This window comes from Rhizobium sp. P1_E6, assembly GCF_056405875.1.
Genome location: NZ_JBFUBG010000002.1, coordinates 76,682 through 91,568, shown reverse-complemented (window position 1 = coordinate 91,568; position 14,887 = coordinate 76,682). Strand labels below are relative to the sequence as shown.

General features: G+C 60.7%; 17 protein-coding genes, 1 pseudogene and 1 riboswitch. Of the genes and pseudogenes, 7 read left to right on the top strand and 11 right to left on the bottom strand.

The genetic code is table 11. From position 1 onward, the window contains the following. Positions 1 to 57: 57 nt before the first annotated feature. The 5 genes from AC1D35_RS01990 to crcB form a co-directional block, all read right to left on the bottom strand. Positions 58 to 510: a calponin homology domain-containing protein gene (locus AC1D35_RS01990; RefSeq protein ID WP_113310634.1), complete on the bottom strand. Its 453-nt coding sequence runs from the start codon at positions 508 to 510 to the stop codon at positions 58 to 60. A gap of 68 nt (positions 511 to 578) precedes the next feature. Then, on the bottom strand, positions 579 to 1,364 hold the full coding sequence (locus AC1D35_RS01985) for an ATP12 family chaperone protein (protein ID WP_113310635.1): 786 nt from the start codon (positions 1,362 to 1,364) through the stop codon (positions 579 to 581). Positions 1,365 to 1,373: 9 nt separating this feature from the next. Further along, positions 1,374 to 2,021 carry an HAD-IA family hydrolase gene (locus AC1D35_RS01980; protein ID WP_477938197.1) on the bottom strand — a complete coding sequence of 216 codons (648 nt, stop codon included), beginning with the start codon at positions 2,019 to 2,021 and terminating at the stop codon, positions 1,374 to 1,376. Beyond that, positions 2,018 to 3,007 carry an RluA family pseudouridine synthase gene (locus AC1D35_RS01975; protein WP_113299397.1) on the bottom strand — a complete coding sequence of 330 codons (990 nt, stop codon included), beginning with the start codon at positions 3,005 to 3,007 and terminating at the stop codon, positions 2,018 to 2,020. Before AC1D35_RS01975 ends, AC1D35_RS01980 begins: the two co-directional genes overlap by 4 nt. 96 nt (positions 3,008 to 3,103) lie before the next feature. Beyond that, a complete protein-coding gene (crcB, locus tag AC1D35_RS01970) occupies positions 3,104 to 3,481 on the bottom strand; it encodes a fluoride efflux transporter CrcB (protein ID WP_113310637.1) in 378 nt (125 codons plus the stop codon). Between the two features lie 120 nt (positions 3,482 to 3,601). Between crcB and AC1D35_RS01965 the strand changes: the two genes are divergently transcribed. Beyond that, the gene (locus AC1D35_RS01965) at positions 3,602 to 3,865 is read left to right on the top strand and encodes a hypothetical protein (protein WP_113310638.1); all 264 of its coding nucleotides are present in this window, start codon (positions 3,602 to 3,604) and stop codon (positions 3,863 to 3,865) included. 65 nt (positions 3,866 to 3,930) lie between these two features. Here AC1D35_RS01965 and AC1D35_RS01960 read toward each other — a convergent pair. Further along, a pseudogene (locus tag AC1D35_RS01960) lies at positions 3,931 to 4,386 on the bottom strand (copper chaperone PCu(A)C); the annotation flags it as partial. A gap of 231 nt (positions 4,387 to 4,617) precedes the next feature. Next, positions 4,618 to 4,709: riboswitch (glycine riboswitch) on the top strand. A gap of 155 nt (positions 4,710 to 4,864) precedes the next feature. Between AC1D35_RS01960 and gcvT the strand changes: the two are divergent. The 4 genes from gcvT (at position 4,865) to AC1D35_RS01940 (ending at position 9,636) form a co-directional block, all read left to right on the top strand. Further along, positions 4,865 to 6,001, top strand: coding sequence for a glycine cleavage system aminomethyltransferase GcvT (gene gcvT / locus AC1D35_RS01955; RefSeq protein ID WP_113310639.1), 1,137 nt, complete (start codon positions 4,865 to 4,867; stop codon positions 5,999 to 6,001). Between the two features lie 24 nt (positions 6,002 to 6,025). Further along, on the top strand, positions 6,026 to 6,388 hold the full coding sequence (gcvH, locus tag AC1D35_RS01950) for a glycine cleavage system protein GcvH (protein ID WP_113310640.1): 363 nt from the start codon (positions 6,026 to 6,028) through the stop codon (positions 6,386 to 6,388). Then, on the top strand, positions 6,388 to 9,252 hold the full coding sequence (gene gcvP / locus AC1D35_RS01945; protein ID WP_113310641.1) for an aminomethyl-transferring glycine dehydrogenase: 2,865 nt from the start codon (positions 6,388 to 6,390) through the stop codon (positions 9,250 to 9,252). The genes gcvH and gcvP overlap by 1 nt, the downstream gene beginning before the upstream one ends. Before the next feature lie 138 nt (positions 9,253 to 9,390). Next, positions 9,391 to 9,636, top strand: coding sequence for a DUF982 domain-containing protein (locus AC1D35_RS01940; RefSeq protein ID WP_477836044.1), 246 nt, complete (start codon positions 9,391 to 9,393; stop codon positions 9,634 to 9,636). Between the two features lie 275 nt (positions 9,637 to 9,911). Here the strand turns inward: AC1D35_RS01940 and AC1D35_RS01935 are convergent, their stop codons facing one another. After that, positions 9,912 to 10,880 (bottom strand): SDR family NAD(P)-dependent oxidoreductase, encoded by a 969-nt coding sequence (locus AC1D35_RS01935; RefSeq protein WP_113310642.1) that lies wholly within the window; start codon positions 10,878 to 10,880, stop codon positions 9,912 to 9,914. A 135-nt stretch (positions 10,881 to 11,015) separates the two neighbouring features. Here AC1D35_RS01935 and AC1D35_RS01930 point away from each other — a divergent pair, with 135 nt between their 5' ends. Next, positions 11,016 to 11,600, top strand: coding sequence for a TetR/AcrR family transcriptional regulator (locus AC1D35_RS01930; protein WP_113310643.1), 585 nt, complete (start codon positions 11,016 to 11,018; stop codon positions 11,598 to 11,600). Positions 11,601 to 11,724: 124 nt separating this feature from the next. Next, positions 11,725 to 12,030, top strand: a complete 306-nt coding sequence (locus AC1D35_RS01925; protein ID WP_113310644.1) for a flagellar basal body protein — start codon at positions 11,725 to 11,727, stop codon at positions 12,028 to 12,030. 15 nt (positions 12,031 to 12,045) lie between these two features. Here AC1D35_RS01925 and AC1D35_RS01920 read toward each other — a convergent pair whose 3' ends face one another. From AC1D35_RS01920 to AC1D35_RS01905, 4 genes are all read right to left on the bottom strand, one after another. Beyond that, positions 12,046 to 12,666: a LysE family transporter gene (locus tag AC1D35_RS01920; RefSeq protein ID WP_113310645.1), complete on the bottom strand. Its 621-nt coding sequence runs from the start codon at positions 12,664 to 12,666 to the stop codon at positions 12,046 to 12,048. 106 nt (positions 12,667 to 12,772) lie between these two features. Continuing rightward, positions 12,773 to 13,168 carry a Fe-S cluster assembly scaffold SufA gene (gene sufA, locus AC1D35_RS01915; protein WP_113310646.1) on the bottom strand — a complete coding sequence of 132 codons (396 nt, stop codon included), beginning with the start codon at positions 13,166 to 13,168 and terminating at the stop codon, positions 12,773 to 12,775. A gap of 90 nt (positions 13,169 to 13,258) precedes the next feature. Beyond that, positions 13,259 to 13,633: an SUF system Fe-S cluster assembly protein gene (locus tag AC1D35_RS01910; RefSeq protein ID WP_113310647.1), complete on the bottom strand. Its 375-nt coding sequence runs from the start codon at positions 13,631 to 13,633 to the stop codon at positions 13,259 to 13,261. 10 nt (positions 13,634 to 13,643) lie between these two features. After that, entirely contained in the window at positions 13,644 to 14,885 is a 1,242-nt protein-coding gene (locus tag AC1D35_RS01905) for a cysteine desulfurase (protein WP_477938196.1), read from the bottom strand. Positions 14,886 to 14,887 lie beyond the last annotated feature (2 nt).

Sequence of the window (14,887 nt, the reverse complement as noted above, 5' to 3'; positions counted from 1 at the left end):
CATTTCAGCAAAGTATGCGCGGTTTTGTGTCCGGAGTTGCTTAGAAACAGAAATGCCCTAGCGTCCGCTCAGTGAAAAGGCGGAGCGCACGCGTGCAGCGATATCTTCCGCCAGAATGTCGTCGGCAAGGTCAGGATCGGCGGTCAGGCTTGTAACTTCGAAGGAGGTTACGGCGATCACGGAGCCGTCTTCCACGGAGGCCGCATCGATCCTCACCTTCGCGACATTGCGGTCCTTCTGGAAACCGAGGCCCTTTGTGACGGAAACGATGCGGATCGTCAGCACCACGCGCGGCAATTCGCTCGTGCGGACCGTCGCGCGGATGGCGGAGTTGACGCGGTCGCTGATGCCGGAAAGCAGTTCCGCCGACAGGGTCGTGCTCGAAAGCACGACGGCGCTTCGCACGTCGTAGACGGGCTTTTCCTCCTTCTTCGGCATGAGGCTGGCGCAGGCCGTCAGCGCGATGCAAACAAGCGCTATCAGGCAAAATTTCCACGTCTGCCAATTCATTCCAAATTCCCGCATATCCCCGTCTGGAGTCGCAGATTTGGTCATAAAGCCCGTCAAGGCAATATGATTCAGGCCCTTAGCGCGAAAAAAACATCCGTTGCGGCCTTGAAATCCTCGAAACGCTTGGCCCTGCGCTGCTCGGCTTCTTCGTCGCTTCCCCAATGCTCGATGGTCCAGTCCTCATCGAGATGGGCGAGCGACCAGGCTTCGTCTGGCGTGATCCGCTCTTCGGCAATCGCAAGCGCCAGAAGCGCCGAACCGGTTAGCGTCGTCATCGTGTGGAGAGCGGCGAGCGTGAGTGCGCTGTCATGCCGGCGCAGCGCCGAACCGAAGGCGGCGATCGCCTCGCGCGGCTGCTCGTGATGCATCACACCTTCGACGAGGATGAAGCGCGCACCGAATTCGGCGGCTGCCCAGTCGAGCACCGGATCCCAGCGCTCCGTCTGTCGCTCGACCAGCTTTTGCGGGTCGTCGGCGCGGTAGCAGAGCAGGTCGCTCGATGAAAAGCGCAGAATATCCTCGAAGACGGCCTGCGTGTCGGTCGCAACGCCGTCGATCGCCGTGTTGACAAGACGCGTCATCGGCATCAGCGAGGGATCGATGACCTCACTCTGTGCGTCCCATTCGGCAGCGACGAGCTTTGCCAGCGCTTCGCTCGGCACTGCCAGTATCTGGCGGGCCGGCGTGCGCACGAGTTTGCCGTCCAGCTCGATCGCGAAACCATCTTCGTGTGGTGCAGTGGAAACCGCCTGATAGAAGCGCTTCGGCAGCGGCTTCTTCATCTGGATCTGCGCACGGCGGATCGGATCGGGATGGCTCAGGTCTTCGGAAAGGTCGTTCAGCAGGTCGCGCATGGGCTCACCTCAGGAAAAATGGCGCAAAATCTCATTCGGATGATAGGCGATCGCATCGGCGCCATTGGCGATCAGTTCATCCACGCTGGCATAGCCCCAGGCAACACCGATCGCCTTGGCGCCGGCAGCCTTTGCCATCTGCATATCGTAAATCGCATCACCGATGACAATGGTGTCGGCGGCAACGATGCCGGTTTCATCGCAGCATTCGCTCACCATGGCCGGATGCGGCTTGGAGGGGCAATCGTCGGCGGTGCGCGATACGATGAAGTTGAAACCATGCGTTTCCGCCACAAGCTTTAGCCCGCGCCGGGACTTGCCGGTGACGGCGCCGATCAGCAGATCCTCGCGCCCACTGATCGCATCGATCATCTCTCGAATGCCGGCAAACAGCGGCTCCCGGTAGTCGAGATCCTGCCGCACCACCGAGAACAGCGATTTGTAATGCGCCGTCATGTCGATGTCTTGCTGCTCGACATGCTGCTTGCCCTGCATGCGGGCAATGGCGATATCCAGCGACAGGCCGATAATCGCCTTGGTATCCTCAAAGCGCGGCTCTGCCTTGCCGAATTTTTCGAAGGTGCGGYGCATGGTTTCGTGGATCAGCCCGGCGCTGTCGACCAGCGTGCCGTCGCAATCAAAAAGCGCGAGTTTCATTCGTCGTCTCTCTCAGCGCCGGCAAGGTCGAGACCGAGAAGGTTCCAGGTCTGCACCATATGCGGCGGCAGCGGTGCGCTGACGCGCAGGCGCCCGCCGGCGGGATGCGGGATATCGATATGGCGTGCGTGCAGATGCAGCTTCTTCTGGATGCCTCCGGGGAAAGGCCAGTTTATATCGTCGTCGAAATATTTCGGATCGCCGATGATCGGATGGCCGATATGCAGCGCATGGACGCGCAACTGGTGAGTACGCCCCGTATAGGGTTCCATCTCCAGCCATGCGAGATTCTGCGCCGCCGTCTCCAGCACGCGGTAGAAGGAAATCGCATGATCGGCGCCGTCTTCGCCGTGCTTGGCGATGCGCATGCGGTCGCCGTCGGCCGTCGGCTCCTTGACGAGCCAGGTCGAGATTCTGTCCTCGTGCTTGCGCGGTACACCCTTGACCAGCGCCCAGTAGGTCTTCTTGGTGTCGCGTTCGCGGAAGGCGGCGGTCAGCTTCTGGGCAGCACCCCGCGTGCGGGCAATGACGAGCACGCCTGATGTATCGCGGTCGAGGCGATGCACGAGGCGCGGCTTCTCGCCCTTCGGGCTGGTCCAGGCTTCGAGCATCTGGTCGATATGTCTTGCAACACCCGAGCCGCCCTGCACCGCAAGCCCTGGCGGCTTGTTGAGGACGATGACCTTCTCGTCCTCATGTAGCACCATGCGGGATAAAAGCTCGAAATCGCTCGAATGCTTGAGATCCTTGCCGGCGATCGGCCCCTTCAGCTTGGCATCGACATCGAGCGGCGGGATGCGCACCATCTGGCCGGGCTGCACACGGGCATCCGATTTGACGCGGCCGCCGTCGACGCGCACCTGGCCGGAGCGCAGCAGCTTCTGCAGTGGGCCGAAGCCAAGCCCCGGATAATGGATCTTGAACCAGCGGTCGAGCCGCATGCCCGCTTCATCGGGCTCCACCTTGATGTGTTCTATGCCTGCCATGGATATCTTTCGGAAAATACGGGCGCGATCGAAGCCGGCGCCTCTCTTGCCGCTGCCTTTAGAGCATTTTTCACAAAACGGAAATCGGAATCGAAATCAGAGCAGTACGCGCATCAGGCCGAGGCCGGCCATGACGGCCATCATCGAAAGCCCGACGCTTGCTGCGATATAGATGCCGCCGGCAAAAACCTCGCCGCGCTCGAAGAGGGAGATCGCATCCAGCGAGAAGGCGGAGAACGTGGTGAAGCCGCCGAGGAAGCCCGTGATCAGCAGGAGACGCAGCTCCACCGATGCGTTGAAACGGCGCGCAATCATCTCGGCAAAGACACCGATGATGAAGCAGCCGACGACGTTCACGACAAGCGTTCCCCAGGGAAAGCCAGGCCCCATGAGCCGCAGGGAGCCCAGGCCGACATAATATCTCAGAAGTGAACCGATTGCGCCGCCGACGGCGACGAGCAGAGCCTGGAACATGCCCCGGTTTATTGCGATTCCGTCCTGATTCCAATCGCATCTGCAGAATTCTTACCATCCGGTAAAATGCGAATGATTTTCTTAAGCCGAACGCGAAGATCGTCCCGGTATGACAGGCGCATGACACAGCTTGTTTCCATATCCGCGAACACCGCTGCCTTCGCTTTCGATTCCCTGCGCATCCCGCAGCGAGTGGCGACGGGCACGGCCGCGCGCGAAGCTCGCAAGATTGCGGAACGCCAGCTCAGTCCGAGCGGCGACGATCGGGAAGAATCTACCAATATCATCCAGAATACCGAAGTTGCGCTCGATCTGATGACCAAGGGGTATCGCCAGCCGCAGGCCGGCTTGCAGCAGGCCCTGCAGTCTTATGAGGATGTCTGAGATTTAAGTTTTGCTGGGAGGAGCAAAGCCCGCGCATTGTCGCGGGCTTTTTTGTTTTTCACCGCTTATTTGCCCTGTGCCGACAGCACGTTCAGCACCAGGTCGACCTTGCCGGCCTTTTCGAAGGTCAGGGTAACAGGCACTTTGTCGCCCTGCCTGAAGGGCGTCTTCACCTTCTGGAACATTAGATGCAGGTTGCCGGGCGCAAGCTCGACGGTCTGGCCGGCGGGAATGGCGATTCCGTCCTTCAGTTCACGCATCCTCATGACATTGTCTTTCATGGCCATCTCGTGAAGCTGCACCTCGCCGGCATTGGGCGACGTGACCGAGACGAGACGGTCATCGGCAGAGCCATTATTCTTCACGGTGAAGAAGCCGCCGCCGACAGGCTGGCCGGGCAGCATCGCCTTGGCAAAACCGCCGGAGACTTCGAGATCGCCAGCCTTCACCACGTCACCACCTGTAGACATGCTCATGGAGCCCATGCTGCCCATATCCATGCCCTTCATGTCATGATGATCCTGTGCGAGTGCTGATCCGGCGAAGCCGCAAGCGCAAAGGAAAGCTGTAAAACCAAACGTCCTGACAATGTTCATCGAATATCTCCTCGCTTTGCGTCGCGTTAGCCAATTTTGCCCGCAAATGCAAAAGCCCATTTGCCACGCATCGCAACCGGCTTCTTTGAGCCGCGACAAAAATTTGTGCAGCTACGACATTTCGCTTGCCAAGGCCCGCCGCCCCCGGATAATTGCCGCAACCTTGTTGGGAGAAGCCGGTACGTGATGCCGGTGCCGAAGGAGCAACCGCCCCGGAAACTCTCAGGCAAAAGGACCACAAGGGGCAGACGGAACTCTGGAGAGAGGCGTTCTCGAAACGCCCGCCGAAGGGATAACAATCTCAGGCACAGGGACAGAGGGGGCTCAAGGAGACAAGGCGCAACCGCGCCTTCAGTTTTGAGCCCGCGCCCGGAATATCCGGCGCAAACCCCGGAGGCGTCGTTTGGACGATACTGCTGCCCTTAAGAAAACCCCGCTTCACGCGCTGCACCTGTCGCTCGGCGCCCGCATGGTGCCCTTCGCAGGTTATGACATGCCGGTGCAATATACTGCCGGCGTCATGAAGGAGCATCTGCAGACCCGTACTGCCGCCGGCCTCTTCGATGTCTCTCACATGGGCCAGGTCATCATCAAGGCGAAGTCCGGCACGTATGAGGATGCGGCGCTTGCGCTCGAAAGCCTCGTGCCCGTCGATATCCTCGGCCTCGCCGAGGGACGCCAGCGTTACGGCTTCTTCACCGATGAGAACGGCGGCATCCTCGACGACCTGATGATTACACATCTCGACGACCACCTCTTCGTCGTCGTCAACGCTGCCTGTAAGGAAGCCGATCTCGCGCACCTGCAGAAGCATCTCTCCGATACCTGCGAGATCACCGTCCTCGACCGCGCCTTGATCGCCCTGCAGGGCCCACGCGCCGTCGACGTGCTCGCCGAACTCTGGGCCGATGTCGCCGCCATGAAATTCATGGACGTACGCCACTGCCGCCTGCACGACGTTTCCTGTCTCGTCTCGCGCTCGGGCTATTCCGGCGAGGACGGTTTCGAAATCTCCATTCCCGCCGACAAGGCCGAGGATGTCACCAACCGGTTGCTCGAGCATCCCGATGTCGAGCTGATCGGCCTTGGAGCGCGCGACAGCCTGCGCCTCGAAGCCGGCCTCTGCCTCTATGGCAACGATATCGACACGACCACGTCGCCTGTCGAAGCCGCCATCGAGTGGGGAATGCAGAAGGCTCGCCGTACGGGCGGCGCCCGCGCCGGCGGTTTCCCCGGTGCTGAGCGCATTCTCGGCGAACTCGACAATGGCGTTTCCCGCAAGCGCGTCGGCCTGAAGCCCGAGGGCAAGGCGCCTGTGCGCGGCCATGCCAAGCTCTATGCCGATGCCGAAGGCAAGACCGAGATCGGCGAAGTCACCTCGGGTGGTTTCGGCCCTTCCGTCGAAGGCCCCGTCGCCATGGGCTACCTGCCGGTTTCCCACGCTGCAGCGGGCACGCAGGTCTATGCCGAAGTGCGCGGCAAGTACCTGCCCGTCACAGTCTCTGCCCTTCCCTTCATCACGCCGACCTACAAACGCTGACCCTTATTGCGAGAGGATTTTTCCATGCTGAAATTTACTGCTGAACATGAATGGCTGAAGCTCGAAGGCGATGTCGCGACCGTTGGCATCACCACCTATGCTGTCGAGCAGCTCGGCGACCTCGTTTTCGTGGAATTGCCTGAAGTCGGCGCTACCTTCTCCAAGGATGGCAATGCTGCGACAGTCGAATCCGTCAAGGCTGCTTCGGATGTCTATTGTCCGCTCGATGGCGAGATCGTCGAAGTCAATCCGGCCATTGTCGCCGACCCGTCGCTCGTCAATTCCGATCCTCAAGGGTCTGGCTGGTTCTTCAAGCTCAAGCTCAAGAACCTCTCCGATGCCGATGGCCTGCTCGACGAAGCAGCCTATAAGGAGCTGACTGCGTAATGACGACGCCTACCGAATTCCAGTTCACCGACTATCAGCCTTATGACTTCGCCAACCGTCGTCATATCGGCCCCTCGCCGTCTGAAATGTCGGATATGCTCGGCGTCATCGGCTACAAGAGCCTCGATGCGCTGATCGACGCAACCGTGCCGCCCGCCATCCGCCAGAAGGCGCCGCTCCTCTGGGGCGCACCGATGACGGAGCGCGAGGCGCTCGACAAGCTGCGCGAAACCGCCAACAAGAACAAGGTTCTGACCTCGCTGATCGGCCAGGGCTATTACGGCACCATCACGCCGCCGGTCATCCAGCGCAACATCCTGGAAAACCCGGCCTGGTACACGGCTTACACGCCATACCAGCCGGAAATCTCGCAAGGCCGCCTCGAAGCGCTCCTGAACTACCAGACGATGATCTGCGACCTGACCGGCCTCGATGTCGCCAACGCTTCGTTGCTCGACGAAGCGACGGCTGCTGCCGAAGGCATGGCCATGGCCGAACGCGTCTCCAAGTCGAAGGCCAAGGCATTCTTCGTCGATGCCGACTGCCACCCGCAGACGATCGAGCTGATCAAGACCCGTGCTGAGCCGCTCGGCTGGAGCGTCATCGTCGGCGACCCCTTCAAGGATCTCGATCCTGTCGATGTCTTCGGCGCGATCTTCCAGTATCCGGGCACCCATGGTCATGTGCGCGATTTCACCGGCCTGATCTCCCGCTTGCACCAGACGGGCGCCATCGCCGTCGTCGCCGCCGATATCCTGTCGCTGACGCTTCTGAAGTCACCGGGTGAAATGGGTGCCGATATCGCCATCGGCTCCTCGCAGCGCTTCGGCGTTCCGGTCGGTTACGGCGGCCCGCATGCCGCCTACATGTCGGTCAAGGATGCCATCAAGCGCTCCATGCCCGGCCGTCTCGTCGGCGTGTCCGTCGATGCCCGCGGCAACCGCGCCTACCGCCTGTCGCTGCAGACACGCGAACAGCATATCCGCCGTGAAAAGGCGACGTCGAACATCTGCACCGCGCAGGTTCTGCTCGCCGTCATGGCCTCGATGTACGCCGTCTTCCACGGCCCGAAGGGCATCAAGGCAATTGCCCAGCAGGTCCATCAGAAGGCCGTGCTGATGGCCAAGGGTCTGGAAAAGCTCGGCTACAAGGTTGAACCGGAAACCTTCTTCGACACGATCACCGTCGATGTCGGCCACATGCAGGGCCTCATCCTGCGCGCGGCCGTCGCCGAAGGCGTCAACCTGCGCAAGGTCGGCCAGACGAAGATCGGCATGTCGCTCGACGAGCGCACGCGTCCGGCAACGCTTGAGGCTGTCTGGCGTGCCTTCGGCGGCAATTTCCAGATCGCCGATTTCGAGCCGTCCTATCGCCTGCCGAAAGATCTGCTGCGCACGAGCGAATACCTGACGCATCCGATCTTCCACATGAACCGCGCCGAGAGCGAAATGACCCGCTACATCCGCCGGCTCTCCGACCGCGATCTGGCGTTGGACCGCTCGATGATCCCGCTCGGCTCCTGCACGATGAAGCTGAATGCGACAGCGGAAATGCTGCCGATCACCTGGCCGGAATTTTCCGACATCCATCCTTTCGTGCCGGCCGACCAGGCGCTGGGCTACCGCGAAATGATCGATGACCTGACGGAAAAGCTCTGCGCCGTCACCGGCTACGACGCTTTCTCCATGCAGCCGAATTCCGGCGCACAGGGCGAATATGCAGGCTTGCTGACCATCCGCAATTACCACATCGCGAACAGCCAGGGTCACCGCGACGTCTGCCTTATCCCGACCTCGGCGCATGGCACCAACCCGGCCTCGGCCCAGATGGTCGGCATGAAGGTGGTCGTCGTCAAGGTTCGCGAAAACGGCGATATCGACCTCGACGATTTCCGCGCCAAGGCCGAGCAGTATGCGGACAATCTGTCCTGCTGCATGATCACCTATCCGTCGACGCACGGCGTGTTCGAGGAAACCGTCAAGGAAATCTGCGATCTCGTGCATCAGCATGGCGGCCAGGTCTATCTTGACGGCGCCAACATGAACGCCATGGTCGGCCTGTCCCGTCCCGGTGACATTGGCTCTGACGTCTCGCACCTCAACCTGCACAAGACCTTCTGCATCCCGCATGGCGGCGGCGGTCCCGGTATGGGCCCGATCGGCGTCAAGTCTCATCTGGCGCCCCACCTGCCGGGTCATCCGGAAACGGACGGTCGTTCGGGCGCGGTTTCGGCAGCAGCCTTCGGTTCGGCCTCCATCCTGCCGATCTCCTGGAGCTACTGCCTGATGATGGGCGGCGAAGGCCTGACGCAGGCAACCAAGGTGGCGATCCTCAACGCCAACTATATCGCGGCTCGCCTGAAGGGCGCTTACGACGTGCTCTATAAGTCGGCTGCCGGCCGCGTGGCGCATGAATGCATTATCGATACCCGTCCGCTGGTCGACAGCTGCGGCGTGACCGTCGATGACGTTGCCAAGCGCCTCATCGACTGCGGCTTCCACGCGCCGACCATGAGCTGGCCGGTTGCCGGCACGCTGATGATCGAGCCGACGGAATCCGAGACCAAGGCCGAACTCGACCGCTTCTGCGAAGCGATGCTGGCGATTCGTCAGGAAGCCCGCGACATCGAAGAGGGACGTTCGGACAAGCTCAACAACCCGCTGAAGAACGCCCCGCATACGGTGGAAGACCTCGTCGGCGAATGGGATCGCCCCTATTCGCGCGAACAGGCCTGCTTCCCGCCCGGCGCCTTCCGCGTGGACAAGTACTGGTCCCCGGTCAACCGCGTCGACAACGTCTATGGCGATCGCAACCTGATCTGCACTTGCCCGCCGGTCGAGGCTTACGCCGAGGCTGCTGAGTAAAGCTCAGGCCGGACGCCCGAAGCGCAAGCAAAGGGCTGGACAATCAAAGCCCCTTCCTTCACGGGAGGGGCTTTCCTAATTCTGATAGAAATACACGAAGGAGGTCACACCATGTCTCAGGATCAAAGCGAAGCAAGAATGCAGGCGCCCTGGTCGAAGCCTGTGCTCGTCGCCCTCGAAGAGCCCGGCCAATATGAGACCATCGACAATACCCAGGCGGCTTCCTGGGCGATGATCGAGGACTGGCCGACGGAAGATGGTGCCGCACTCGACCAGGCACTGCTGGTCTGCGCCGATGTCATCAAGGGCAAGCGTACCGGTGAGGATGCGCGCAAGGCATTCATCGCCGCTGCAGTCGAAGCGGGCCTCGATATCAAGGCGTGAATTGCGGCTGTTGGCCGAGAGCCGCAGATGGATAATACGCGACGACGCATTCCCGACGATGAAAGAAAGCCGCCAGACTTTTCGGAATTTTCATTGGGAACGGTGAACCAATTTCGGTTCGCTGCGTAATCATCTTTGCTGGATACTGCAAAACCAGCAGGAGAAGGGTTGCCTGCCCCTGTACCGGGCGCCCTTCTCCTTTGTCAGTCTCATAGCAACGAGTTTGCGAACGTCATATCCGGCATAGGGAAAAGACGCTCCTGGCGCGACATGCTTTAGAAGCGCTCGCCGACCATATCCTCGCTTTTGGCCCACAATGCCCTGGCCGTCTCGAGATCGAGCGCGTAGGAACGCACGCCTTCGGAAATCGGGCTGATCGCGGCATCCGTCACTTCGGAAACGTGGCAATTCTCGCAATATCTGCCGCCGACCACATCAGCCGGAGCGACGAAACCTGCCCAGACGGAGGTAGCCGCACCCTGCGGGATCGTCTTCCACTGGAAGGGCGGCTTGCCCTCGGCGGCGAGTGCTGCATTGATCTGCGCCATCATGCCTTCGATCATGCCGGGGTCAAGGTGACGTCCGAGTTCGGTGCTGATGCCGCCGGGATGCAGCGCCACAGCACGGATGCCGCGCTCGCCGAGACGCCGGTCGAGTTCCACAGCAAAAAGAATGTTAGCCGTCTTCGACTGCGCATAGGCCGCCCAGGGTTCATAAGCCCTGTTCTCGAAATTGAGGTCGTCGAGGCTGAAGGGCGCCATGCGATGGCCTGACGATGCAACGATCACAACACGGCCGCCCGATTTGACGAGCGGTGCGATGCGGTTGACCAGCACGAAATGGCCGAGATGGTTGGTGCCGAACTGCGTTTCGAAACCGTCGGCGGTACGGCCGAAGGGGGCCGCCATCACGCCGGCATTGGCAATGACGACATCGAATGGACGGCCGTCCTTGATAAGCGCATCGGCACAGGCCCGCACGCTTGCGAGCGAAGCAAGATCGAGCTCGATGATATCAAGGCTGCCGCCATCGGCCGCATCGGCACGCACGACATCCGTGGCCGCCCTCGCCTTTTCGAGGTCGCGGGCCGTCCCCACCACCTGTGCTCCGTGGGCTGCCAGTACCCGCGCGGTCTCGACGCCGAGGCCGGCCGAAACACCGGTTACCAGAACACGCTTGCCCTTGAGATCGACGCCGGCGAGCACCTCATCCGTAGTCGATTTCGCGCCAAAAACTCCACTCATGATTATCTCCTAGATCAATGGACGCACCGCTCCGGGCTGGTGGACCATTGCCCACCGGCCTCTAATGGAATAAAAGGAGGATGCCTCCAGATAAATACGGAGGGCACCTCCGTTTATCAAGGGGACTTCTCGGAAATGGCCGGAAAAAGTGACGGGTCCACCGTCCGAAAGCCGCGTGCGGATGCCGAACGCAATCGTCTTTTGCTGATGGAAACCGCAAAGACCGTGTTTGCCGGCAAGGGTTCCGGCGCCAGTCTGGAGGAAATTGCCCGCGCAGCCGGCGTTGGCATCGGAACGCTTTATCGCCACTTTCCGACGCGCGATGCGCTGGTTTCCGCCGTCTATCGCAACGAGACGACGCAGCTTGCCGCTGCGGCCAGGAGCCTGTCTGAAACGCATCCACCTGTTGAAGCGCTCCGCCTGTGGCTGGTGCAGTTCGTTGATTATGTCGTGACGAAACACGGCATGTCCGAGCTGCTGGATTCGCTTGTTGGAGGCACGTCCGAGCTCTATGCTGATTCTGTTACCCCGATCACCGACGCCATCCATCTGCTTATCGACCGCGCTACATCAGCCGGCGAAATCCGCCTGACGATGGACCCGCTCGATCTTCTGCGGGCACTTGCCGGTGGCGCGAGCATCAGCTGTGGCCCGGCTTGGCGGGTTGCGGCACGGCAGCTTATCGATATCCTGATTGCAGGTATGAGGCCCGGTCGATGAGGCATACGTGCCGTTCCGGTACAGCCGCCGCAGGCCCCCTCGCCTTTCGCTAACCGAAACCGTTCAGCTTTCCCTAAACCCTTGCCGGTAAAACCGTGGAGGTCCGGAAACAGGGAAACGGTCGATGAGCATTTCTGCAGTCACGCATACGGCTCTTTCGGGAATGCTGGCGCAGACGACGCGCGCAAGCGCGATCGCCAACAACGTCGCCAATGCAAGCACGCCGGGCTATGGCCGCCTGAACACCAGCTTTCAGTCCGTCGAACCCTCGGGCGTTCGGGCAAGCGTTAGCGCGACGGATCAGGGCGTGGATTTTGCGACCGAGCTCACCGACCTGATCGAGACCGAACAGAGCTACAAGGCGAATGCCGCGGTCTTCGAGACCGGTGCCGATCTCTGGGACGTGCTGATGAGCATCAAGCGCGACTGATCGCACCTCACCTTTTCAAACGATCGAATAAGCCACCGAACCGAGCGCCACCGCGCCGAAGGCGATCAGCATATAGCTCGTCGCGCGGCCGACCTTGGCCGCGAAATCGGCCGACAGCCGCTCCCTCGCGAGACTGACGGCACCGCTCAAGCAGAACCACCAGAGCAGCGATCCCATGAAAACGCCCGACACGATGGCAGCCGAGCTGAAGCGCCGTGTCTCCTCGGTCAGGCCAAGCCCGGCAAACAGCGCCCCGAAGGAGAGGATTGTCGCCGGATTGGAAATGGTCAGCAGAAAGGTCGAGACGGTCGTGTGCAGGAAGTCGGCCGCATCGATCTTCGCCGCCTTCATCTTCCCTTTGTTCTTCAGTCCCCGAAAGCCGAGCCACAACAACATCAGCCCGCCGCCAAGTGCCAGCGGAATGGTGGCCATCGACATGGTTTCGGAGAAGACCGCAATCCCCGTCACTGCGACCAGTGCATAACTCGCGTCTCCCAATGCCGTCCCCAGCCCGCCGGAAAAGCCGAACCAGAAGCCCTTCTCGAGACTTCTGTTGATGCAGAGCGTTCCGATAGGCCCAAGCGGCGCTGTGATGATGACGCCCAGCAGGGCGCCTTTCAGGAACAGAAGGAGCATTGTCCGCTTTTCTTCTTCTTGGTCGCTTGTCGGTCTTTGGACAGGCTCGTCTAAATCAAAAGGCCGCCAACTATGGCGGCCATCAGGCATATTCAACGAAAAGCGGTTAGTGCTGTGCCGGCACCACGGCATCGCCGCGCGCGGCCAGCGCTGCCAGATCGGCAGGCTTCAGCTCGACAGACTCACCGCAGCCGCAGGATGAAGTCTGGTTCGGATTGGTGAAAATGAAGCCGGAGCGAAGTGTCGTTGTCTCGAAGCCGAGTTCGGTGCCGAGCAGGTAGAGAACGGCCGATGGCTCAATCCAGACTTTCGCGCCGTCGCGCTCCATCAGGTCGTCCTTGGCATTGGGCTCCGTCACCATGTCGATGGTATATTCCATCCCGGCGCAACCACCCTTCTTGATGCCGACGCGAATGCCCTTGGCATCCGGGCCGCCGTTGCTGACGAGCGCCTTCACGCGCTCTGCGGCGGCTTCCGTCATGCTCATTACTGCAAAGCCCATGGGCTCAATCTCCTTCCGAAACCGGGGTCAAGATCCGGCGCTTCATGAATCAATGTAAGGTGATCACCTTAATCGATCAATACCAGCCGGTCAGTACCAGCCAACTGCGACCTGCGCCTCCTCGGACATACGTTCCGGCGTCCACGGCGGATCGAAGGTCATTGAAACCTCGACGCCCAAAACGCCTTCGACAGCGCCGACGGCATTTTCCACCCAGCCCGGCATTTCGCCGGCAACCGGGCAGCCGGGTGCGGTCAGCGTCATCATGATCTTTACCATCCGGTCGTCTTCGATATCGATCTTGTAGATGAGGCCGAGCTCGAAGATGTCAGCCGGAATCTCCGGATCGTAGACGGTCTTGAGAGCGCCGATCACGTCGTCGCTGAGACGCGCCAGCTCCTCTTGGGGAATGCTGGAATGCACGATGCCTTCGCGCACGTCGATCTTCTCTTCATTCAGGCTCATGGCTTCTTCCTCAAGCAAAGAACTTGCGCGCATAGTCGAGCGCATCTGCAAGCGCATCCACCTCGGCGCGGGTATTATACATGCCGAAGGATGCACGGCATGTGGAGGTCAYGCCGAAGCGTTTCAAGAGCGGCATGGCGCAATGCGTGCCGGCCCGCACGGCAACGCCCTGGCGATCGATCACCATCGAGACGTCATGGGCGTGAATACCGGCCAATTCGAAGGAGAAGATGGCGCCCTTGCCGGGAGCATTGCCGAAGACGCGCAGCGAATTGACCGCCTTCAGCCGCTCTTCTGCGTAAGCCGTCAGATCCGCCTCATGGGCTGCGATATTCTCGCGGCCGATCTTGTCCATATAGTCGAGCGCATAACCGAGCCCGATCGCCTGCACGATCGGCGGCGTGCCGGCCTCGAAACGATGTGGCGGATCATTATAGGTGACGATATCCTCGCTCACTTCGAAGATCATTTCGCCACCGCCCTGGAACGGCCGCATCTCCTTCAGCCGGTCCTTCTTGCCGTAGAGCACGCCGATGCCCGACGGGCCATAGAGTTTGTGACCGGTCATGACGTACCAGTCGCAATCGATATCCTGCACGTCGACGGGCAGATGCACGGCACCCTGCGAACCGTCGATCAGAACGGGAATGCCGCGCTCATGGGCGATGCGGCAGACTTCCTTGACCGGAACGATGGTGCCGAGCGCATTCGACATATGGGTGATGGCGACGAGCTTGGTCTTGTCGGTCAGGCTCTTTTCGAAATCCTCGATATGGAAGGCGCCTTCGTCATCGACGGGCACCCAGACAAGCTTGGCACCCTGTCTCTCGCGAATGAAATGCCAGGGCACGATATTGGAGTGATGCTCCATGATCGTCAGCACGATCTCGTCGCCTTCGCCGATCTTGGGCATGCCCCAACCGTAGGCAACTGTGTTGATCGCCTCGGTGGAATTCTTGGTGAAGACGATATCATCAACCGAAGGTGCGTTCAGGAAACGGCGAACCTTTTCGCGCGACGCTTCATAGGCTTCCGTGGCCGCATTGGAGAGGTAGTGAAGGCCGCGATGCACATTGGCATATTCATGGCTGTAGGCATGCGAGATCGCGTCGATCACCGCTTGCGGCTTCTGGGCGGAGGCGCCGTTGTCCAGATAGACCAGCGGCTTACCGTGCACCTTCTCCGCAAGGATCGGGAAATCCCTGCGGATGGCTTCGACATCATAGGTGGTTGCCGGCACGATCTTGTCCATGG

What these genes read in the sequence shown, in the direction of transcription:
- AC1D35_RS01920 (WP_113310645.1), bottom strand. Translation starts at nt 12,666, where the DNA reads ATGCTCCTTCTGTTCCTGAAAGGCGCCCTGCTGGGCGTCATCATCACA.
- gcvH (WP_113310640.1), top strand. Translation starts at nt 6,026, where the DNA reads ATGCTGAAATTTACTGCTGAACATGAATGGCTGAAGCTCGAAGGCGAT.
- AC1D35_RS01965 (WP_113310638.1), top strand. Translation starts at nt 3,602, where the DNA reads ATGACACAGCTTGTTTCCATATCCGCGAACACCGCTGCCTTCGCTTTC.
- crcB (WP_113310637.1), bottom strand. Translation starts at nt 3,481, where the DNA reads ATGTTCCAGGCTCTGCTCGTCGCCGTCGGCGGCGCAATCGGTTCACTT.
- gcvP (WP_113310641.1), top strand. Translation starts at nt 6,388, where the DNA reads ATGACGACGCCTACCGAATTCCAGTTCACCGACTATCAGCCTTATGAC.
- AC1D35_RS01975 (WP_113299397.1), bottom strand. Translation starts at nt 3,007, where the DNA reads ATGGCAGGCATAGAACACATCAAGGTGGAGCCCGATGAAGCGGGCATG.
- AC1D35_RS01985 (WP_113310635.1), bottom strand. Translation starts at nt 1,364, where the DNA reads ATGCGCGACCTGCTGAACGACCTTTCCGAAGACCTGAGCCATCCCGAT.
- AC1D35_RS01925 (WP_113310644.1), top strand. Translation starts at nt 11,725, where the DNA reads ATGAGCATTTCTGCAGTCACGCATACGGCTCTTTCGGGAATGCTGGCG.
- AC1D35_RS01990 (WP_113310634.1), bottom strand. Translation starts at nt 510, where the DNA reads ATGAATTGGCAGACGTGGAAATTTTGCCTGATAGCGCTTGTTTGCATC.
- AC1D35_RS01910 (WP_113310647.1), bottom strand. Translation starts at nt 13,633, where the DNA reads ATGAGCCTGAATGAAGAGAAGATCGACGTGCGCGAAGGCATCGTGCAT.
- AC1D35_RS01940 (WP_477836044.1), top strand. Translation starts at nt 9,391, where the DNA reads ATGCAGGCGCCCTGGTCGAAGCCTGTGCTCGTCGCCCTCGAAGAGCCC.
- AC1D35_RS01935 (WP_113310642.1), bottom strand. Translation starts at nt 10,880, where the DNA reads ATGAGTGGAGTTTTTGGCGCGAAATCGACTACGGATGAGGTGCTCGCC.
- sufA (WP_113310646.1), bottom strand. Translation starts at nt 13,168, where the DNA reads ATGGGCTTTGCAGTAATGAGCATGACGGAAGCCGCCGCAGAGCGCGTG.
- AC1D35_RS01930 (WP_113310643.1), top strand. Translation starts at nt 11,016, where the DNA reads ATGGCCGGAAAAAGTGACGGGTCCACCGTCCGAAAGCCGCGTGCGGAT.